The following is a 21,564-nucleotide window of genomic DNA, read 5'->3' as shown; positions in this document are numbered from 1 at the left end:
GTCCGCGAAAGACATGTTGCCATATAGCGTTGCAAGGCAAGGGTCAGATGGTGCCTAATAGCGCAGAGCTTTTGAAGCGTCTCGGTGTCGATATCGATGCCGGGACGCTTCGTCTTGCCCTGACTCATCGGTCCTTCGCTTATGAAAACGGCGGCATTCCCACCAACGAGCGCCTGGAGTTTCTTGGCGACTCCGTTTTGGGGCTTTCAGTCACCGATGCCCTTTACCGGGATAATCCGGGCCTTGCCGAGGGGGAGTTGGCCAAGCGTCGATCCGCCGTCGTGAGTACCCGGGCGTTGGCCGGAGTCGCGCGTGAATTAGGCGTGGGCGAATTTATCTTGCTTGGCCAAGGTGAGTTGCTGACGGACGGCAAGAACAAGGCCTCCATTTTGGCAGATACCATGGAAGCGCTTTTTGGTGCGGCGTATATCTGCAACGATATTGAGACCGCACGGCAAATGGTGATGCGATTGGTCGGTCCGCTATTAGCCGACGCCGGAAATTTTGGTGCGGCAACCGACTGGAAAACCAATATCCAAGAACATGCTGCTAATAGGCAGCTAGGCCCGGTGCGTTACGAGGTTACCGGGCAAGGCCCCGACCACGCGCGCACCTACCAGGCGTTGCTTTGGATCGGTGGCACGTCGTACCAAAGCGGACGCGGTCACTCTAAAAAAGAAGCCGAACAGGATGCTGCCGCCAATAGCTGGCGGGAAATCCGTCCTCCGGTACAAGGTACCGCCCAGAACTCAGCGCAAGGCACCGCGCAAAACTCTGCGAAAAACGCGGCCCCGCAACGTAAATCCGCAGATGCCTGAACTGCCCGAGGTTGAGGTTGTTCGTCGCGGGCTGCAGAAATTGGTTGTTGGCCGCACTATCGAGAACGTTCAAGTTCTCGATCCGCGCTCGATTCGCCGCCATCTGCTAGGGGTCGAGGACTTCCGTGCCCAATTGGCTGGAAATCGCATCGGTTCGGTTTCCCGACGCGGGAAGTTCCTGTGGCTGTCGCTCTTTTATCCGGCAGACGGGCACGCTACTGGGACTGCGCTGGTGACCCATCTGGGCATGAGCGGGCAAATGCTCATGCAAGACCCAGAGCATGCCGATGAAAAACATCTCAAGGTGCGGATAGATTTTGGCCCTGATGACGATCTGGCTAAAGAACTGCGTTTTGTGGATCAGCGGATCTTCGGTGGCATGTTTGTCTCCGAACTAGTGCCGACGGCTGACGGGTTGCCGGGCGGCTTAGGTGATGACCAGCCCTGGATCGCCGCGGAGGCTGCGCATATTGCGAAGGATCCGCTTGACCCGAATTTTTCACTTTCGGACTTTGCAAATCTGCTCAAGGGTAGCAAGATCGGCATCAAGCGGGTGCTGCTCGATCAGGCCCGGATTTCCGGGGTTGGAAATATCTACGCGGATGAATCGCTCTGGGCAAGCTCTTTGCACTATGCCACGCCAGCTGGGCAGCTGAGCTTCACGCAGCTTGACGAGCTAATCCGCAATGTACGCAAGGTCATGGAAGCTTCGTTGGCCGTGGGCGGTACAACTTTTGACTCGCTCTATGTGAACGTCAATGGCGCTTCCGGTTACTTCGAACGGTCATTGAATGTCTATGGCCGGGAGAATAAGCCCTGCTATCGCTGCCAAGATAATGGTCTTTTGACTTTGATCCGGCGTGCACCGTTCATGAATCGCTCCTCTTATCTGTGCCCGGTGTGCCAGCCCAAACCGTGAAATCCCGCAGATTCTGCCGCTGAGCGCGTAGATTTGGCTCAAGGTAATACCCCCGGTCGGTACCGACCCCTCCAGAAAGAGCCGCCCTGTGCACCTGAAAAGCCTCACGCTCCGGGGCTTCAAGTCGTTTGCTTCAGCGACGACGTTCGACTTTGAACCCGGGGTGACCGCCGTCGTCGGGCCTAATGGTTCAGGTAAGTCGAACGTTGTTGACGCGCTAGCTTGGGTGATGGGTGAACAGGGCGCGAAAACTCTGCGCGGTGGCAAAATGGAAGATGTCATCTTTGCGGGTACCTCGGGGCGTCCGCCGCTGGGCAGGGCGCAGGTCTCGCTGACCATTGATAATGCCGACGGCGTTTTGCCCATTGACTACAGCGAAGTCACCATCTCACGCACGCTCTTTCGCACCGGCGGCAGCGAATATGCAATCAACGGTGAGAGTGCTCGACTGCTGGATATTCAAGAGTTGCTTTCGGATTCCGGACTGGGCCGGGAGATGCACGTTATTGTCGGTCAGGGCCAGCTGGATAAAGTACTGCATGCGACGCCGGAAGATCGGCGCGGCTTCATCGAAGAAGCGGCTGGAATTCTGAAACATCGCCGTCGCAAAGAGAAGACTTTACGCAAGCTTGAAGCGATGCAAGCGAATCTGACCCGGCTTGGTGACTTGACCAGCGAGATCCGGCGCCAACTAACGCCGCTGGGTAAACAAGCTGAGGTAGCGCGACGGGCACAAAGCGTGCAATTTGAGGTTCGGGATGCCCGGGCCCGATTGTTGGCTGATGATTTGGTTGAGCTTCGAGGTTCGTTGGAACAAGAAGTTGCCGATGAGACTGCTTTGAAAGCTCGGCGCGCTGAGGTGGAGGCGGCGCTTGAAATTGGGCGGCTGCGCCAAGCGGAGCTGGAACAGTTGGCTGCCCAGGCAACCCCGCTTCTGAACGCGGCAAGAGACACCTGGTATCAACTTTCTGCACATCGCGAACGGCTGCGTTCGCTAGGAAATCTTGCCTCGGAGCGGCGTCGCCTGCTGGGTAGCACCGACGCAATCGCCGATACCGGTCGCGATCCAGAACGCTTAGAACAGCAAGCTGCCTCGGTCCGGGCGGAACAAGCGGAGCTGGAGCGCGGATTGGCCGATCGGCGTAGCGCGCTGGAGGTGGCAATTTCCAGTCGAGGTCAAGCCGAAGAGGCCGCAAAAGCCGAAGAGCAGCGACTTACCGCGATCTTGCGCGCAACGGCAGACCGCCGTGAAGGTTTGGCCCGGTTGGCGGGTCAAGTTGGTGCCGCCCGATCGCGGGTTGAGGCGGCTGAAGCTGAGCTGGGCAGGTTACGTGCGAGCCAAACTTCAGGGGAGCAGCGTAGACAGTCTGCGCAGCAAGAATTCACGGCATTAGAGTCGCAGATTGCCGGCGTTGAAGAAGGCGAAGAGTCACTCGATTCTGATTACGAGGACGCTAGCGAGGCGTTGGACGCTTTGACTGAAAGCATTGCGCAGCTCAGTGATCGCCGGCAAAAGGCTGAGCGTGAACGGGAATCCTTGACTGCTCGCCGAGATGCGTTGCAGGTGGGGCTGGAGCGCAAAGATGGTTCTGCGCAACTTCTAGCCTCCGCCCGCAAAGGCGTACTTGGTACGGTCTCGGCGCTACTTGACGTTTCGCCAGGCAGCGAAAACGCGATTGCCTCAGCGTTAGGCGCACTTGCCGAAGCCGTAGCAGTGTCTGATCTTGCTGTTGCGGTGGATTCGTTGCAATGGGCCAAAACGGACGACGCCGGTCGGCTAGAATTATTGCTCGCTGGAAAGTCCTCCACTGATCCGAAATTGGTGGCAGCGGCCAGAGCGAAAGAGGCCAGAGCAGCAGCGGCAGAAGTCGAAGGCGCCAAAGCTGCTTTGGATTTGGTGAAGGCCGAGCCGCAAATTTCGGCAGCAATTGGCAACGCCCTTGCGCACGTGGTGGTAGTTCCCGATATGCGCCAGGCGCGTGAAGTCATTGAGAAAAATGCCAGCCTGACCGCGGTAACCGAAGCGGGGGAGGTTTTTACTGCCTTTAGTGCGCGCGGCGGCTCTGCTTCTGCGCCGTCGCAATTGGAACTTTTGGCCGCCGTCGAGGAGGCCGCACAGCGGATCACTGTGCTGAGTGCGGAACTGGAACGCAGCACTTTTGAACTTTCCGGTGCAAACTCGCGGCGCCTGGAAGCGCAGGTCGCGGTCGATGCCGCATTGGAAAAGCTGCACGAATCTGATGCTCGGATGGCTTCAGTGGCCGAGCGCCTGGGACATTTGGGGACTACTTTGCGTTCCGCTGTGGGGGAGAGCGACCGCATCGCGCTAGCGATTGAGACCGCACAAGCCAGTATTGAGCGTGAACAGGGCGCGCTCGGTGAGATATCTGAGCGACTGCACGCTGCCCAGGAAGCGCCGTTAGACGAAGAGCCCTCCACCGAATTACGCGATGAACTTGCCGCCGCCGCGGTGGCTGCACGGGCGACCGAAATGGAAACTCGACTAGCCCTGCGCAGTGGTGAGGAGCAACTCACCAGCATTTCGAATCGAGCGGCTTCATTAGAGCGAGCTGCCGCGACGGAGCGGCAGGCTCGGAAACAAGCTGCGGCGCGGGCAAAGGTTCGCCAATTTCAGGCGCGCAAGGCTGCGGCGGTGGCGCAGGGCGTTAGTTTGGTCTTGCAATATGCAGATGTCTCGGTCGATTTGGCCGCACGTGAGCGAGACGCCGCCGAAGAGCTGCGCGCCGTTCGGGATGCTGAGCTGGCATCAATCAGAGCTCGTAACGAGGTGCACAGTACCGAATTAGCGGAGCTGACTGATTCAGTGCATCAGGACGAACTGGCACGGACGCAACAACGCCTGCGCATTGAAGCTTTGGAGAATCGGGCTATTGAAGAGCTTGGACTGACGGCAGAGCATTTGATTACTGAATACGGGCCAGACACTTTGGTTCCGCATGGTCCAGGCGAAATCACTGATAAGTGGGCAGCGCTCCGAGTGCAGGTGGACGACGACGGCCAAGCTATCCGCGAAGGCATTCCTTTTGTGCGGGAGGAACAAGAAAAGCGGCTCAAGCGTGCTGAGCGAGACCTTAGTGCTTTGGGCAAGGTGAATCCGTTGGCACTGGAGGAGTTTGCGGCGTTGGAAGAGCGGCATCAATTCTTGGCCAGTCAGCTGGAGGATCTCAAAGCCAGTCGTAAGGACCTGTTAGACATCATCCGTGAAGTCGATGAGCGGGTTGAGCAAGTGTTTACTGCGGCATTTGCTGATACTGCGGCCCAATTTGAGCGGGTCTTTGGCCGGTTGTTTCCTGGCGGTGAAGGTCGATTGGTGTTGACCAATCCGGAAGATATGTTGACCACCGGCATCGAAGTTGAGGCGAGACCGGCTGGCAAGAAGATCAAACGCCTTTCCTTGCTTTCCGGCGGTGAGCGTTCACTGACCGCCGTCGCACTGCTCGTAGCGATCTTCAAAGCACGGCCGTCACCGTTCTACGTCATGGACGAGGTGGAAGCTGCCTTGGATGACACCAATCTGGGCCGGTTGATTACGATCTTTGAAGAACTGCGCGCATCCAGCCAGCTCATTGTGATTACGCACCAGAAACGCACGATGGAAGTTGCAGACGCACTTTACGGCGTCACTATGCGCGGCGACGGTGTTTCTACTGTGATCAGTCAACGGTTGACCGTAGACGCCTAGCTTTTTCTGTTGACCGGATCTTTTGTGGCTGGACTGAATCGCCCCGGTGTGTCCGGAGACTTTCTTGTTTGAGAGGATCAGGACATGGCAGGGAAAACTACGACACGGTATCCGCAGGAGTTGAAGGATCGTACGGTGCGCATGGTGGCGGAGATGGAGGGTGCATCTTCGGAGTGGGCGGCGATGCAAAAAGTTGCCCAGCTTTTGGGTGTGGGTGTGCCGGAAACGGTGCGTAAATGGGTCCGGCAAGCCGAGATCGATGTTGGTACTAGAACTGGAACAACGAGCACGGAATCGGCCGAGCTGAAACGGTTACGGCGTGAGAACGCTGAGCTGAAACGGGCGAACGCGATCCTTCGGAGTGCTTCAGCTTTTTTCGCGGTCGAACTCGACCGCCACAACACTGATCGTGAAATACATCAAGGACCATGCCGGTCACCGCGAGAATAATGGATTGCGGTGGGGTGTCGAGTCGATCTGCCAGGTGCTTACTGGGACGGGGTGAAGACCGCCCCGTCCACGTACTACGAATGGGTGGATAAAACACGATCTCACCGAGAACAACGTGATGAGGTGCTCAAGCCCGTGATCCAGAAGGTGTATGCCGCTAATTACGGGGTTTACGGCACCAGGAAAGTCTGGTTGGCGATGAACCGTGAAGGTGTGCCGGTGGCCAGGTGCACGGTAGAACGGCTCATGGGGTTACTTGGCATACAGGGTGCGGTCCGTGGCAAGGTCAAACGCACCACGATCAAAGACTCGAAGGCGGCCCGAGCGAAGGACTTGGTCCGCCGTGATTTCACACCAACGGCACCGGATCGGCTATGGGTAGATGATTTCACCTATGTTTCGACCTGGTCCGGGTGGGTCTATGTTGCCTTCGTGATCGATGCTTACTCTCGGAGGATCCTGGGCTGGTCAGCGAGTGCTTCTATGAACACCGTGCTAGTGCTCAACGCAGTTAATCAGGCAATCTGGAGTCGTGAACGGGCCGGGGCTGAGATTTCCGGGGTGATTCATCATCACGATGCCGGGGCTCAATACGCCTCCTTGGCCTTCACCGAACGCCTGGCCCAGGCCGGTATCCGCCCCTCGATCGGTTCTGTGGGTGATAGTTACGACAACGCCTTGGCGGAAACCATCAACGGGCTTTATAAGACCGAGCTGATCAAACCCGGCAAGCCCTGGCGGACTCTAGAAGAAGTCGAAATCGGCACCGCTGAATGGGTCGATTGGTACAACCACCGAAGGCTCTACCAGTACTGCGGAGACATCCCACCAGTAGAGCTAGAAAACCACTACTACAATCACTACCAGAGCACGGCAGCCGCCGACAGGCTCATCGTCTGAGAAACCCTCCGGACACACCGGGGCGATTCATTGCGCCGGTCAAAGCAGCGTTGGTAACTTTTGCGCTTTCACTCTTTACTTTCGTCGGCGCGTTGATCGCGTTGTTCCTTTTGGCCGGTGCCCCAGAAGCGGTACTCGCAGCCGTGCTGGCTTTCGGTGCCGCGGCATTGTTGTACTTAGTGGTGGAAGAGTTATTAGTTGAAGCACACGAGCACAAAGAGACCACCGTGCTGACCGCTTTGTTCTTCGTGGGGTTCCTTTGCGTGTATGTCTTTGCGGCTTTGGGAGAGTGACGCCTTGTTGCGCTGACTACTCTGAGAGCTAAACCGGCAACAAAATTGGCACTCACCTTGACCGAGTGCTAACCGAGTCAATAGAGTCTTTGTTAGCACTCTCGTACTGAGGGTGCTAATCATCTGACTGCATCCACGGTGCACTTACCGGCACCGCGACGACGGTTGGCGCCTGTGGCGCGGTCATCCAATTACCGCAAATTTTGAGAAGGAGAGGTCCGAGTGTCGGTCTCTATTAAGCCTCTTGAGGATCGTATTGTCGTCCGCCAGCTTGACGCTGAGCAGACCACCGCTTCCGGTCTGGTTATCCCGGACTCCGCTAAAGAAAAGCCACAGGAAGGCGAAGTTGTCGCCGTCGGCCCAGGCCGCGTTGATGACAACGGCAACCGGGTTCCTGTCGACGTAGCCGTGGGCGACGTCGTGCTCTACTCCAAGTACGGCGGCACCGAGGTCAAGACTGGCGGCGAAGAGCTGCTGGTTCTTTCGGCCCGTGACGTTCTGGCCATCGTCGTCAAGTAACAACCTTTGCCCCGCGACCGCCCCACAAGGGTGATCAGCGGGGTTTTGGTCTGAAAGGACATGACTCATGGCTAAGCAGATTGAATTCAACGACGCGGCTCGCAAGTCTCTTGAAGCCGGCGTTGACCGTCTGGCTAACGCGGTCAAGGTTACCCTTGGCCCGCGCGGACGCAACGTTGTTTTGGACAAAAAGTGGGGCGCCCCCACAATCACTAATGACGGCGTAACCATTGCGCGCGAGATCGAGCTTGATGATCCGTATGAGAACCTTGGCGCGCAGTTGGCCAAGGAAGTTGCCACTAAGACGAACGACGTGGCCGGCGACGGCACCACGACGGCGACTGTGCTGGCACAGGCTCTGGTCAAAGAGGGCTTGCGCAACGTTGCTGCCGGTGCTGCACCGAGCGCGCTCAAGCACGGCATCGAGGTTTCAGTAGAAGCTATCGCCGGCCGGTTGCTGGAAAATACTCGCGAAGTTGCTGGCGGACAGGTTGCTTCGGTAGCCGCAATTTCCGCGCAGAGCCCGGAAATTGGCGAACTGCTGGCTGAGGCATTCGACAAGGTCGGCAAAGACGGCGTTATCACCATTGAGGAATCCTCCTCGATGGTGACTGAGCTGGTACTCACCGAGGGAATGCAGTTTGACAAGGGCTACTTGTCGCCGCATTTCGTCACCGACCACGAGCGTCAAGAAGCCGTGCTCGAAGATGCTCTTATCCTGATCAACCAGGGTAAGATCTCTTCGATTCAGGAATTCTTGCCGCTTTTGGAAAAGACCCTCAAGGCTTCTAAGCCGCTGTTCATCATCGCTGAAGACGTAGATGGTGAAGCGCTTTCCACGTTGATCGTGAATAGATTGCGTGGAAACCTCAACGTCGTGGCAGTGAAAGCTCCTGGCTTTGGCGATCGTCGCAAGGCGATGCTGCAAGACATTGCCATTCTGACCGGTGCACAGGTTGTCTCTCCGGAGATTGGTCTGTCACTTGATCAGGTTGGTCTTGAGGTTTTGGGTACCGCGCGCCGGATCACCGTCACCAAAGACAACACCACGATTGTCGATGGTGCTGGAACTGATGCCGACGTCGCTGATCGCGTTTCGCAGTTGCGCGCTGAACTAGAGCGCACCGATTCGGATTGGGACAAAGAGAAGCTGCAGGAGCGGTTGGCCAAGTTGGCTGGCGGCATTGGCGTGATCAAGGTTGGCGCAGCCACCGAGGTCGAGCTGAAGGAAAAGAAACACCGCATCGAAGATGCAGTTTCTTCCACCCGCGCAGCACTCGAAGAGGGCATTGTTGCCGGCGGCGGTTCTGCGCTGGTTCAGGCCGCTAAAGCACTTGATGAGAATGCTGAAGTCAAGGCGCTCGAAGGCGATGCAGTAACTGCAGTCAACTTGGTTCGCCGCGCAGTAGCTCAGCCTTTGCGCTGGATCGCTGAAAACGCCGGGCACGATGGCTACTTGGTCATCAGCAAGGTTGCCGAACTGCCCGATGGTCACGGTTTCAATGCCGCGACCGGCGAGTATGGCGATCTGATTGCCCAGGGTGTTATTGACCCGGTAAAGGTCACTCGTTCCGCACTGCGTAACGCCGCTTCGATCGCTGCTCTGGTGTTGACCACCGAAGCACTCGTAGTGGAGAAGCCAGAAGAAGACGAGTCAGACTCACACGCAGGTCACCAGCACTAACTAGCTCGACCAAGCTCGATCAAGCTCCACAAAGAAGGGCCCGACTCATTTCCGGAGTCGGGCCCTTCTTCATCCGCCGAGTGTCGACTTATGGTCGGAAAAAGCACCAAATTCCAGCCATAAGTCGACACTCGGCGGATGAAAAGAGTACTTGGGGCGTGGATGTGCTTCACAGCCGATACTGAGTTGGCTTCCAGCTGAGCCTGCCGACTCCTGGCCGCGTTTAACGCGGCCAGGAGCGAGTAAAGGAAGTACTGCAGGTGAAGCTAGCGAATCAAGCGCAGGCGAATGGGGACCTTGCTGAGTCATCAAAAACTCCCGTACGGACCTTTCGACCTGAGATCGAAGGATTGCGCTTCTTCGCGGTTTTCCTGATCGTCATCTACCACATCTGGCTAGGCCGGGTCTCCGGCGGCGTTGATGTTTTTCTACTGATCTCCTCGTTTTTGATGACATCGCAGTTCACCCGAAAGATCGAACGCGGCGAGCGGATCAACCTGGGTAAGCATTGGCTACACCTGCTCAAACGACTGTTGCCAATCGCCGTGGTGGTTATCACTGCCACCGTAGTGATGAGCTGGCTGCTGCTACCGGGCAATCGCTGGCCCTCGATTATCTCCGAGGGTTGGGCTTCGCTTTTCTACTTTGAGAACTGGTCGCTAGCTGCGAATGCCGTTGACTACTACGCCAACCATGAGGCCGCCAGCCCGCTACAAGATTTCTGGTCGCTTTCGATCCAGGGCCAAGTGTTTCTTCTTTGGCCGCTGATTTTCTTGGCAATCGCCGTCGTGCGCAAAAAGTTTGGCTGGAATCATAAGAAGCTCATGCTGATCGTCTTTAGCTTGATCTTCATCGCATCTCTGACTTTTTCGATAGTGGAAACTCAGACAAACCAAGCGTTCGCTTATTTCAACTTGCGCACCAGACTCTGGGAATTTGCGCTGGGATCTTTGCTTGCCTTGGCCCTGCCCTATCTGAACCTACCCAGAGTGGTGCGCATTGCCATGGGCTGGCTTGGCATCGCGGCAATGATTGCCTGCGGATTGGTTTTGCAGGTTGATCAGCAGTTCCCCGGCTATATGGCGCTCTGGCCAACGCTTGCTGCGGCCGCCGTCATTGTTGCCGGTGCTACCAAATCGCGTTGGGGCGCGGACCGGCTTCTCAGCTCCAAACCACTGACCTTTATGGGCGGAAATTCCTACGGTCTCTATCTTTGGCACTGGCCGATTCTGGTGATTTTTCTCAGCTGGCAAGAGCGTGAATCAGTGGGCTGGATTGTCGGATCGGCAATCATCATCGTTTCGGTGCTGTTGGCTATTATTTGCACTCGTTTCATCGAACGCCCAGCTCGACGCATCAAATGGGTTGAGGCGGCGTGGTATCGATCAGTTCCGGTGGTTTTAGTCTGCGTAGTGATTGCCGCAGTGCCGCTGCTCAGCTGGCAAGGCTTTGTCAAAGCCCAAGTCACCGAGGCATCGCAGAACTCTTCAGCGGACAACCCGGGTGCCGCGGCTTTGACGCCTGGCTTCGAGCTGCAAGGGAATCCGCAAGCACCCATCCAGCCAGTGCCTGCTCAGATTTCTGAGCAGTTTGCCGTGCTTGATTCTTCTTGCCTTGGCGAGTGGTCCAGTTCTGTACCGGATATCAAGACGGTTTGCCGGGCACATTCTGCCACGCAAAATCCGAGCAAATCGATTGTGAGTATGGGGGATTCGCATTCTGAGCAATGGATGCCAGCCTTGCAATACGCAGCAGATGAAAACAACTGGGAAATTATTTCCATCATCAAGGCAGCATGTCCCTACAGCATCTCGGTGGCGCAAGCCACGGCCGATTGCAACAACTTCAACCAAGAGGCCACGGAGTATGTCACTGAACGCAAACCAGATGCAGTGCTAATGGTCGGCACTGTAGCTAAGCCATCATCGCCAGATGAGGTGTTGCAACCTGGATTTGCGCAAGCTACCGGAAACCTGATCGCTCAAGGCATCCAAGTGATCGCAATCCGCGATAATCCGCGATTCTCCTTCAACATGGCGGAGTGCGTGATCAGCAACGGCAGCAAGGCGCCGCAATGTAATCCGGCCTTGGATACATTGCTAGCGGACACCAACCCGTTCGATGCTCTCCAGGATCCGCCCGCGGGATTGTTCATGTTGGATATGACCGACTACATTTGCGGCGAGCAAAAATGCTCTGGCGTAGTGGGCAATATGTTCGTCTATATTGACGACAACCACCTGACCAAAGACTATTCGGCCACGATGGGCCCGGTCTTTACCCAGCGCCTTTTTGCCGCTACAGATTGGGCTCCGGCACCATAGTTATCCGTGTGGTTTATAGCTACGGTACGGGTTGTGGCTGAGCACTTCTGGGTGCGGTCTATGCGCCAGGACCATCCGGTAAAAGATCAAAACAGCGACGGCGGAAACCACGATTCCCAACAGGTTGAGAACTAGCTGAATCGCTGATCCTGCGGCCTTCTCCGGCTCACCAAGTACCAAGGCGACGGCGACAAAACCGGCGGCTGGCACCGTGGTCACCGAAATGAAGACGCCTACTAGGACAGCTGATTTTCGCCCGATCAGCGAGATCATGCCCGCGGCCCCAGCTAGCACGGCGACGATGAATGAAAAAGGTCCGGGGTGGTAAATGAACTCCACCGCCGAATCGCCCTGGTTGATCGAATTTCGATCGATCAGGCCCAGCGGTAGCGACACCCATACCGCGAGTGCACAGATCGCCATTGCGATCGGGAATCCGACTAACAGGGCTGCCGCGGCCCGGCGGGCAAGACCCCAACGGCGGTCCACGATAGCCAGTGCTAAGCCAGCCAGCGGACCAAACTCGGGCCCCACCACCATGGCACCGACAATCGCAATGGTGGAATTCGTGACAATGCCGATGCCCGCCAATTGCGTCGCAATGATGAGGAAGGCTAGAAAACTCCAGGAGAGTTTCGCGTCCTCGTTGGTGTTCTTCTCGACCTCGTCCAAGATCACCGCGTCTGCGCCTTCGCCGGGCGCAGCTTCAGCCGCGGCCTCGGCGCGCGCGGAAAGTACTAGTTTCGGCGTGTCTACCGTGATGGATCCGGATTCCGCTAAACCCAGCCGGTCGAGGTTTTCGATGAGTTCGCCCGCGGCTTCGCGAACCACTTGCAACACCACCACATCGCCAGCGGGCATAACTGAAGCGCCCGGAAAGGTGGCCACTTCTACTATGCCCAGCTATGCCGTCGCCAATGTGATCACTTGCTCGGTTAGTTCGGCTGGGCTGACCATGCGCACTTGAAGCGTCATGCCACCGACTCTAACTGTCTTGAGCTGGGAATCGGTGAATTCACTCACACTGAAGAGGCCAGAGCAGCATCTGGAATAGGAACGTCCCAAGTTTCGTTTTAGGATGTATCCAACCCCGGAAAAGCGCACAGGTCAGACTCGTAATCACGCGTCGGCCATCGGTTGCAAATCCCACCCGGTACCCCCGCCTGAGGAGACCTTGTGACCCAGAACGAATTGCCTAACGATCCCTTCGCCCTGATCGGGCTCACCTACGACGACGTCCTGTTGCTGCCTGGGCACACCGACGTCATTCCTTCCGAAGCAGACACCTCTTCGCGACTATCTAAGCGAATCACAGTAGAGACCCCGTTGCTTTCAGCCGCGATGGATACGGTGACCGAATCCCGGATGGCAATCGCGATGGCCCGCCAAGGTGGGCTCGGCGTAGTGCACCGGAACCTTTCTATTGACGATCAGGCCGAGCAAGTCGACCGCGTCAAGCGCAGCGAGTCCGGCATGATCACCAACCCGGTGACCATTGGCCCTGAAGCAACACTTGCCGAGCTTGATGAGCTGTGCGCTCGATACCGCGTTTCTGGCCTTCCGGTGGTGGACACTGCTGGCAAGCTACTCGGCATTGTGACTAACCGCGATACGCGCTTTGTGCTGGAGCCTGATTTCCCCACCCGCTTGGTGCACGAAGTGATGACCAAGATGCCTTTGATCACCGGCAAGGTCGGCATTAGCCGCGAAGACGCCTCTGATCTGCTGGCAAAAAACAAGATCGAAAAACTTCCTTTGGTTGACGACGCCGGTCATCTTCGTGGCTTGATCACGGTCAAGGACTTCACCAAGGCTGAGCAGTATCCTTTGGCCACCAAAGATGACGAAGGGCGGCTGCGTGTTGGCGCGGCCATCGGCTTCTTTGGTGATGGCTGGGAGCGCGCGATGCGCCTGATCGATGCTGGCGTTGACGCACTGTTCGTTGACACGGCAAACGGGCACTCGCAGGGTGTGCTGGAAATGATTCGGCGGCTCAAATCTGATCCGGTTGCTGCGCACGTAGATGTTATTGGCGGTCAGGCAGCGACTCGTGAGGGCGCGCAGGCACTGATTGACGCGGGTGCGGATGGCATTAAAGTTGGCGTTGGCCCGGGCTCAATTTGTACCACTCGTGTGGTTGCCGGCGTCGGCGTCCCGCAAATCACGGCGATCTACGAATCCGCGAAGGCCGCTGGTCCTGCTGGCGTGCCCTTGATTGCCGACGGCGGCCTGCAGTATTCCGGTGATATTGGCAAAGCCTTGGTTGCCGGTGCAGACACTGTAATGCTCGGTTCATTGTTGGCTGGAACTGAAGAAGCTCCCGGTGAGCTGATTTTCGTGAATGGCAAGCAGTTCAAGTCCTATCGCGGCATGGGTTCGCTCGGTGCGATGCAGACCCGTGGCAAGAACACCTCGTACTCCAAAGATCGCTATTTCCAGGCCGATGTTTCTGGCGACGACAAGCTCATTCCAGAAGGCATCGAAGGTCGGGTGGCTTACCGCGGGCCGTTGTCCTCGGTGGCATACCAGCTCAGTGGCGGACTGCGGCAGACGATGTTCTACACCGGTGCGCGGACTATTCCAGAGCTCAAGGCGAAGGGTAAATTCGTCAGAATCACGGCAGCTGGTTTGAAGGAATCGCATCCGCACGATATTCAGATGACGGTTGAGGCGCCAAACTACGGCACTCGATAAGTCGTATTACGATGCCACCGATTCTGGAACGAGCCGCTGAAATTTATCCGGCTCGGTCCAGAATCGGTGGCATTTTGTGCGTTGGGCCGGTTTGTGCCCGGCGCGGTAGGCTGGACCGGTGACTTACGAGATTGAGATTGGCCGCAGCAAACGGGGACGCAGGGCTTATTCCCTCGACGAAATCGCGATTGTGCCTTCGCGACGAACCCGGGACCCTCAAGATGTTTCGATTGCTTGGCAAATCGACGCTTATCAGTTTGAAACTCCGGTCATTGCTGCGCCGATGGACTCGGTGATGTCACCGGCTACCGCAATTGCTTTGGGCGGCTTGGGTGGTCTTGGCGTTTTGGACTTGGAAGGCCTGTGGACCCGGTACGAAGATCCCGAAGCAGTGCTTGCGGAGATTGCTGAACTTGAAGGAACGGCCAATAGCCCGGCTGCCACGCGGCGGCTGCAAGCGCTCTACCAGGCGCCGGTTCAGGCGGACCTCATCACGTCTAGGCTCGCTGAAATCCGCGCCGCTGGGGTAACTGTCGCTGGCGCGCTGACGCCGCAACGGACCCAAGAGTTTTACAAGACGGTGCTTGCCGCTGGGGTGGAAATCTTCGTGATCCGTGGCACCACGGTGTCTGCCGAGCACGTGTCCAAGAGCCAAGAGCCGCTGAACTTGAAGCAGTTCATCTACGAACTCGATGTTCCAGTGATCGTCGGCGGCGCGGCCGGATACACGCCGGCCTTGCACCTGATGCGCACTGGAGCGGCCGGGGTTTTGGTTGGCTTTGGCGGCGGCGCAAGTACCACCACACGACGAGCGCTGGGTATCCACTCGCCAATGGCAAGCGCAATTTCGGACGTCGCGGCAGCACGTCGCGACTACATGGACGAGTCGGGCGGTCGTTATGTTCACGTGATTGCCGACGGCGGCATGGGCACCTCGGGTGACATCGTCAAGGCGATCGCGATGGGCGCCGACGCCGTAATGCTGGGTACCGCACTCGCGCGGCCCGAAGAAGCTCCGGGTCAAGGTTGGCATTGGGGTTCTGAATCGCACCACCCAGAAATGCCGCGCGGGGATCGGGTCAAGCTGGACACCGTTGGGCCGCTGCAGGAGGTGCTTTTTGGACCGGCGCATCACGCTGATGGCACCTCGAACCTGATGGGTGCATTACGTCGTTCAATGGCCACTACTGGCTACTCAGATCTCAAAGAATTCCAACGGGTTGAAGTGGTCGTTTCGCCATACTGAGCGGTGTCGTGAGTAAGTTGACGACGCCGTAGGCTGCCTTTTGTCTGTTGGGGGAACTAGTCTGGATTCATCCGCCACAGCTGAGGAGGCAACCGTGCCAACGCCACGTAATCGAAGCACCACCGCTAAAACAACGGCTCCCGAGACTTCTACGCCAGGGAGCAACACCGGCGGTCAATTTAGCCCGGAATTTAGGCAGGCTTCCTTGGCGGCTTTGACTGCCACGAGCAATCCCGGTCAAGAGCTGGATGTTTTGATTGTTGGCGGCGGTGTGGTGGGTGCTGGCTCAGCTCTGGATGCGGTGACGCGTGGCCTCAATGTAGGCATTGTGGAGATGAACGATTGGGCCTCCGGCACCTCAAGCCGTTCCTCGAAGCTAATCCACGGTGGCTTGCGTTATTTGGAAATGTTTGACTTCGCCCTGGTCCAGGAAGCATTGCAAGAACGTGGTCTCTTGATTCAACGCATTGCGCCACACTTGGTCCGACCGGTGCCGTTTCTCTACCCGCTGACCAAGCGATTTGTTGAGCGCCCTTATGTTGGTGTCGGAATTTTGCTCTACGACACTTTGGGCCTAACCAGCGGAAATTCGCGCGGGGTACCGTTTCACAAGCATTTGACTAAGCGCGGCACCTTGCGCGCCGCCCCGAGCCTTAAAGACGATGCCATGATTGGCTCTATTCGTTACTACGACGCTCAAGTTGATGATGCGCGACTAGGTCAACGATCTTGTGCGCACGGCAGTTTCTTAAGGTGCTTACGCCGCCAATGGCGTGCGAGTGGTGAACTTCTTGCGCGAAGGTGAGCGGGTAGTGGGCGCACGAGTGCGCAATGAGCTCGACGGCACTGAATTCGATATTCGAGCTAAACAAGTGGTCAACGCCACCGGTGTTTGGACCGACGAAACTCAGGCCATGGTGACCGATCGCGGCCAACTCAAAGTTCGTGCGTCGAAAGGCATCCACCTGGTGGTGCCTCGGGATCGTTTCCAATCCACGGTCGGTCTGATTCTGCGCACGGAGAAGTCGGTTCTGTTCGTGATTCCGTGGGGCAGACATTGGATTATTGGCACCACCGACACTGATTGGAAATTAGACAAGGCACATCCAGCGGCGTCGGCAGCGGATATTGATTACGTGCTGGAGCACGTAAAAAAAGTACTGAAGCGGCCCCTGACCCGGGAGGACGTTGAAGGTGTTTACGCTGGGTTACGGCCGTTGTTGGCGGGGGAGAACGATTCCACCGCGAAACTTTCCCGAGAGCATGTGGTGGCGCACCCGGTACCGGGACTTGTTGTGGTTGCTGGCGGCAAATACACCACGTACCGCGTAATGGCGAAGGACGCCATCGATTAGGCAACTCGAACGCTTGACGAGCGAGTGCCGGAAAGTTCACCGAGACCATTCCGCTGCTTGGCGCTGTTGGCTAAAAGGCTGCGTGGAATCGTCGTCAAAGAACGGCCGAAGAGACCGGGGTGCACGTTGCTCGAATTGAACATCTTTTAGGTCGTTACGGTTCGATGACCTCGGAACTTCTGGCGATCATCAAGGCCGATTCGACGATGGCCGAGCCGCTGCCTGGTGCTGATGATTATCTGCGGGCAGAGGTTGTTTATGCCACAACGCACGAGGGCGCATTACACGTCAATGATGTATTGACCCGAAGCACTCGAATCTCGATTGAATCATGGGATCGTGGTGTTGCTGCGGCGCCCGTGGTTGCTGAGCTGATGGCGCCGATCCTGGGTTGGTCAAAAGCCGAACAAGACGCCGAAGCAAAACAGTATCTGGCTCGGGTAGAGGCAGAACGGTTGAGCCAAGAACAACCCGACGATGCCTCGGCGGATGCCGTCCGCTTGGGCTTAGATAATGCGCCTAAAGCACCTTGAATGTGGAAGTTGAGTTACGCACCCCATGAGTGAAGATTCATTCGAACGTTATGACGCCCAGCTAACCACTCCGGAGTTAGTGATTCTGGAAATGGTCGCGGATTCCAGAGAAGACGCGGCGGCTCAGTTGGCTGGCCGAATGTTTAAAGCCGGTCGAATTTCTGATCTGGCCGGCTTCTTGGCGCAGGTCAATTCGCGCGAGCACCAACTCGCTACTGGTCTACCAGGCGGGATTGGCTTGCCGCATGCGCGTAGTGATTACGTGACGGAAACGACCATCGCAGTGGGCATCACTAAGTTTGGTCACGCCCTGGATTTCGGCGCAATGGACGGGCCAGCGAACGTTATTCTGTTGATCGGCACGCCAGCTAGCTCGTTCTCTCAGCACCTCGAAGTGCTGGCCACCTTGGCGCGTTCCCTGTTCAAGGAGAACTTTAGAGAGTCGCTGCGCCGAGCCCACGATGCGGAAGTCATTGCCGAGCTGATCAACTCATCTCTAGTATTTTTCGACCACTAAGCCCGGTGGGCAGGGCCTATTCCGTCCGCCAAGAATTCCAAAGTGCGGCGTAGGAACCGCCAAGCGCCAAGAGTTCGTCATGCGAACCCAATTCGGTGATCAATCCACCCTCCACAACCGCCACTCGATCAGCGTCGTGCGCAGTGTGTAGTCGGTGCGCAATCGCGACGACTGTTCTGCCAGCCAGTACGGCATTGAGCGAGCGTTCCAAGTCTCGAGCTGCCTGCGGATCAATCAGCGAGGTAGCTTCATCCAGCACTAAAGTATGCGGATCTGCCAAGACCAATCTGGCTAGCGCAATCTCTTGAGCCTGGGCGGGGGTGAGCGCGAAAGCTCCAGAACCAACCTCGGTTTCCAGTCCCTCGGGTAACTCTTGTGCCCAGGCCAACGCGCCGACGTCGGCCAGCGCCTTTTCTACTTCCAGAGCCGAAGCGTCGTCACGACCCAGCCGAACATTGTCCACCACTGAACCAACGAATACGTGGTGCTCCTGGGTGACCAGCGCCACCTCACGACGTAGTTCATCGAGCGGCCGATCAACTAGCGGGACGCCGCCCACCGTGACGGTGCCTTCAGTCGGCGGATGAATGCCAGCAATCAATCTACCTAAAGTCGACTTCCCAGCACCGGATGGTCCAACGACTGCCAATCGCTCACCGCGACGAAGTACCAGGTCGATGCCGTGCAAGACATTGTGTCCCTCGCGGTAGGCGTAGCGGGCACCCGAAACCACGATGTCGTCATTCTGTGGCACTGCATCGGCGGCGGTACGATCGGCCGGAACCTCTTTGATGCCGGTAATTCGGACCAGCGAAGCAGCACCAACTTGCAGCTCGTCGAGCCACATGATCAAGGTATTTACCGGATCGACCAGCTGGACGGCATAAAGAGCGACGGCGGCCACTACTCCTGCACTGACGATGTTCTGCCCGGCGAGCCAGCCGCCCCAGAGCAGCACAACAGCTACCGGGAGCCAGAAGGCAAACTCGGTCAAGGGGAAAAGCCAGCTTCGCAGCCACAGCGTGTAGCGCTCCGCACCAAACGCTTGTGCCAAGCCCGCGTCGATTTTCTTCCGGCGCAGGGCTCCTAAACTCAGGGCGTCCACGGTGCGAGCGCCCTCAATTGTTTCGGAGATCGCACCATTGATCACAGCATAAGCCTCGCGCTCGGCAGCGTAGCCTGCCGAGGAGCGGTTCAAATACCAATGAGTCGCCGGGATCAACAACGGAACTCCAGCCAACAAAGCCACCGTAACAATTGGCGAAACGATCACGGCCGCAACCACGGTGAGCAGCAGCGTAACGGCGCTTACCAAAATTTGTGGCACGGCAAATCGGACCGCATAGGATACTGCTTCGACGTCGTTCGTGGTCCGCGAGACTAAGTCTCCCGTGCCGGCCTTCTCGACCGTTGACAGCGGGAGCGAAGCGACTTTTTCCATGAACTCTTCGCGTAGCTGAGCAAAGACTTTTTCACCTTGGATCATGCTGGAGGCCACGGCAAAACGTTGCAAGACTGCTTGCAGCAGCACAAACAGAATGAGCAAGATGCCGAAGAAAGAGACGTGCTCCACGGTGGTGCCAGCGCTAATGTCGTCAATCAATATACGCAGCAGCGCCGGGCCCGCGAGGCCAGCTATTGCTGCCAGAACGAACAAGCCAACAACCTTGGTCAGCGCACCACGATGCTGCTTGACCAGCCGCGTAGCCTCTTTTTTGACGTGTTCCTGGCTGGAAATAGGCAGCTTGCCATCATTCAAAGTAGCCGAGTCTTGAGTAGGTGCAGTTTCTGCAGCTAACTCGTCAACGAAATTTTCACCCACCGGGATTTCACTCACCTCTGATCACCACCGCGCGACATTCCGGGACATTGAGCAATTCTCGGTGCGTACCCCGAGCAGAAACTCGACCTTCGATCAAGAACAGCACCTCGTCCATCATCCCGAGCATGAGCGGACTAGCCGTAGCGATCAAGGTTGTTTTGCCAGAGCGTGCAGCTGGTAGGCGCGCAGCAATTCGGGCCTCCGTCTGGGCGTCAACAGCACTTGTTGGCTCCGCTAGCAAAAGCACCTCGGCATCGTTGAGCAGCGCCCGGCACAGGGCAAGGCGTTGACGTTGTCCACCAGAAAAACCGCGACCGCGTTCGGTAACAAGATGATCCAGGCCATTTTCTAGGCCATCAAGGACGTCCAACGCACTCGTATCCTCCAGCGCCAACATGATCGACTCGTCGCTTTTGCTGCCTTGCGGGTCTAGCAGTTCGCGTAGCGTTCCGGAGAAAAACTGTGGGTCTGCTTCGCTGAAAACTATCCGTTCCCGGATGTCCAACATCGGAATTGAGCGCAAATCAGTTTCGCCCCAAAAAAACGGATGCTCCGTCAAAACTGCGTCGTTGAACCTGCCTAGCCGTTCAGCGAGCTCGGTTGAAGCCGCTGGGTCTGAACTCACTACCGCGGTGAGCCTCCCAGGTTGGAGCACCGCGCCAGAAGCCGTGTCCCGCAACGGGGAATGAGCCGGCGGAGCGGCATCCACGCCGTCGTCGGAATACGCAGCCGGGGTATCCCAAACCGCTTTGAGTTTCCGTGCGCCGACATAGCCGCGGATTGCCGCAGAGACTCCTTCGGCGAGAATCCGGACCGGAGTGACTAGGAAGACCGAGAATCCATAGAGCGAAATGAGTTCGCCCACCGAGATTTCACCCCGAACCGCCATCGCAGCGCCCAACCAAGTGAAAACCACGGCAAAAGCACCGGTCACTAAGAGCTGCGTCCCGTCGAGAGTCGCTACCGATTTAGCGACGTCATTGCCGCTAAATCGAGTTTCTTGCGAGCGACTACGGTAGCGTGCCACGAAAATGTGCTCGCCGCCGATGCCACGCAATACCCGTAAACCCGTAAACCCGCGACGGTATCCGCGCCAACCGCGGTCATCTTCCCAGCCATTTCTCGCTGCTCGCGTTGGCGAACTTGCAACGGTCTGATGATGAACATAAGCATGCCGCAACATACCGGTACGCCAACCAGCACAATCAGGCCAAGCTGCCAGGAGATGTTCCAGATCAAAAATGAAACCAGTAGGTAGGACAAGATCGCGCCGGAAAGTCTGGCCGTCAGATCGTAAATCTGGCCAATTCGTACTGCATCCGAGGCAGCCGTGTTGACAAGTTCACCCGTCGAGATTGCTGCGGGCAAGGCATCACCAGTGCGCGAAATCTTGTGCCCAATCAATTGCACCGAGCGGAATGCGGCCTGCAGCCAGTTAGAAACCGCAATTCGATGCCGCAACACCGCAAAGATCGCTTGGAGGATGCCCTGCAAAAGCATCGCCAGGGCACCGACTAAGAGTGCGCCCCAATCCTTGGCCAAAATTCCATGATCAATCGACTGCCCCAAGACCAAAGGCATCATTGCTTGGGCAAGCAACCACAAGGAACCGCACAGCACCCCACCGGCTAAGCTCGGCAGCTGAAGACTGCCTAGCCAAAGCAAATAACGCACTGGAGTACGGGTATCCGCTTTTCCTTTGATGGGGTAGGGGTAGGTACGCACAAGAAACTAGCCTAGTCTCGGGGGCCGACAATGGCACGGTTTGGCGGGGAATTTCTACATTC

Annotated in this window: 14 protein-coding genes and 2 pseudogenes; 12 read left to right on the top strand and 4 right to left on the bottom strand. The window is 57.2% G+C overall.

Annotation, left to right across the window (positions count from 1 at the left end; translation table 11 throughout):
• Window positions 1–47: 47 nt before the first annotated feature.
• The 8 genes and pseudogenes from rnc (at window position 48) to RSAL33209_RS07725 (ending at window position 11,610) form a co-directional block, all read left to right on the top strand.
• On the top strand, window positions 48–818 hold the full coding sequence (gene rnc / locus RSAL33209_RS07765; protein ID WP_411740988.1) for a ribonuclease III: 771 nt from the start codon (window positions 48–50) through the stop codon (window positions 816–818).
• Window positions 811–1,737 carry a bifunctional DNA-formamidopyrimidine glycosylase/DNA-(apurinic or apyrimidinic site) lyase gene (mutM, locus tag RSAL33209_RS07760; protein ID WP_012245180.1) on the top strand — a complete coding sequence of 309 codons (927 nt, stop codon included), beginning with the start codon at window positions 811–813 and terminating at the stop codon, window positions 1,735–1,737. The genes rnc and mutM overlap by 8 nt, the downstream gene beginning before the upstream one ends.
• An 88-nt stretch (window positions 1,738–1,825) precedes the next feature.
• Entirely contained in the window at window positions 1,826–5,440 is a 3,615-nt protein-coding gene (smc, locus tag RSAL33209_RS07755; RefSeq protein ID WP_012245179.1) for a chromosome segregation protein SMC, read from the top strand.
• Window positions 5,441–5,524: 84 nt separating this feature from the next.
• Window positions 5,525–6,790, top strand: a pseudogene (locus RSAL33209_RS17040) (IS3 family transposase).
• Between the two features lie 50 nt (window positions 6,791–6,840).
• Window positions 6,841–7,083, top strand: coding sequence for a hypothetical protein (locus tag RSAL33209_RS07740; RefSeq protein WP_049758920.1), 243 nt, complete (start codon window positions 6,841–6,843; stop codon window positions 7,081–7,083).
• Between the two features lie 222 nt (window positions 7,084–7,305).
• The gene (gene groES, locus RSAL33209_RS07735) at window positions 7,306–7,602 is read left to right on the top strand and encodes a co-chaperone GroES (RefSeq protein WP_012245176.1); all 297 of its coding nucleotides are present in this window, start codon (window positions 7,306–7,308) and stop codon (window positions 7,600–7,602) included.
• Window positions 7,603–7,669: 67 nt separating this feature from the next.
• A complete protein-coding gene (gene groL, locus RSAL33209_RS07730; RefSeq protein WP_012245175.1) occupies window positions 7,670–9,286 on the top strand; it encodes a chaperonin GroEL in 1,617 nt (538 codons plus the stop codon).
• Between the two features lie 260 nt (window positions 9,287–9,546).
• Window positions 9,547–11,610, top strand: coding sequence for an acyltransferase family protein (locus RSAL33209_RS07725; RefSeq protein ID WP_012245174.1), 2,064 nt, complete (start codon window positions 9,547–9,549; stop codon window positions 11,608–11,610).
• On the opposite strand, the gene RSAL33209_RS07720 is transcribed toward RSAL33209_RS07725, so the two are convergent.
• Complete coding sequence (locus RSAL33209_RS07720) at window positions 11,611–12,498, bottom strand: DUF389 domain-containing protein (RefSeq protein WP_012245173.1); 888 nt, start codon at window positions 12,496–12,498, stop codon at window positions 11,611–11,613.
• A 288-nt stretch (window positions 12,499–12,786) separates the two neighbouring features.
• Here RSAL33209_RS07720 and guaB point away from each other — a divergent pair, with 288 nt between their 5' ends.
• From guaB to RSAL33209_RS07700, 4 genes and pseudogenes are all read left to right on the top strand, one after another.
• Entirely contained in the window at window positions 12,787–14,304 is a 1,518-nt protein-coding gene (gene guaB / locus RSAL33209_RS07715) for an IMP dehydrogenase (protein WP_012245172.1), read from the top strand.
• 118 nt (window positions 14,305–14,422) lie between these two features.
• Window positions 14,423–15,550, top strand: coding sequence for a GuaB3 family IMP dehydrogenase-related protein (locus RSAL33209_RS07710; protein WP_012245171.1), 1,128 nt, complete (start codon window positions 14,423–14,425; stop codon window positions 15,548–15,550).
• 205 nt (window positions 15,551–15,755) lie between these two features.
• Window positions 15,756–17,438 (top strand): annotated as a pseudogene (locus RSAL33209_RS07705) (glycerol-3-phosphate dehydrogenase/oxidase).
• A 25-nt stretch (window positions 17,439–17,463) separates the two neighbouring features.
• Window positions 17,464–17,955: a PTS sugar transporter subunit IIA gene (locus tag RSAL33209_RS07700; protein WP_012245167.1), complete on the top strand. Its 492-nt coding sequence runs from the start codon at window positions 17,464–17,466 to the stop codon at window positions 17,953–17,955.
• A gap of 16 nt (window positions 17,956–17,971) precedes the next feature.
• Here RSAL33209_RS07700 and RSAL33209_RS07695 read toward each other — a convergent pair whose 3' ends face one another.
• From RSAL33209_RS07695 to RSAL33209_RS18695, 3 genes are read right to left on the bottom strand one after another with little or no spacing between them, the layout of a single operon-like run.
• Window positions 17,972–19,792 carry an ABC transporter ATP-binding protein gene (locus RSAL33209_RS07695; protein WP_012245166.1) on the bottom strand — a complete coding sequence of 607 codons (1,821 nt, stop codon included), beginning with the start codon at window positions 19,790–19,792 and terminating at the stop codon, window positions 17,972–17,974.
• Window positions 19,785–20,804 (bottom strand): ATP-binding cassette domain-containing protein, encoded by a 1,020-nt coding sequence (locus tag RSAL33209_RS19225; RefSeq protein ID WP_267895935.1) that lies wholly within the window; start codon window positions 20,802–20,804, stop codon window positions 19,785–19,787. Before RSAL33209_RS19225 ends, RSAL33209_RS07695 begins: the two co-directional genes overlap by 8 nt.
• Window positions 20,738–21,502, bottom strand: coding sequence for an ABC transporter transmembrane domain-containing protein (locus RSAL33209_RS18695; protein ID WP_267895934.1), 765 nt, complete (start codon window positions 21,500–21,502; stop codon window positions 20,738–20,740). Before RSAL33209_RS18695 ends, RSAL33209_RS19225 begins: the two co-directional genes overlap by 67 nt.
• Between the last annotated feature and the right edge of the window lie 62 nt (window positions 21,503–21,564).

The organism is Renibacterium salmoninarum ATCC 33209, assembly GCF_000018885.1.
In the GTDB taxonomy this organism is placed as follows: Bacteria; Actinomycetota; Actinomycetes; order Actinomycetales; family Micrococcaceae; genus Renibacterium; species Renibacterium salmoninarum.
Note: the sequence above shows the minus strand (reverse complement) of the source record. Positions and strands in the feature narration are given on the sequence as shown.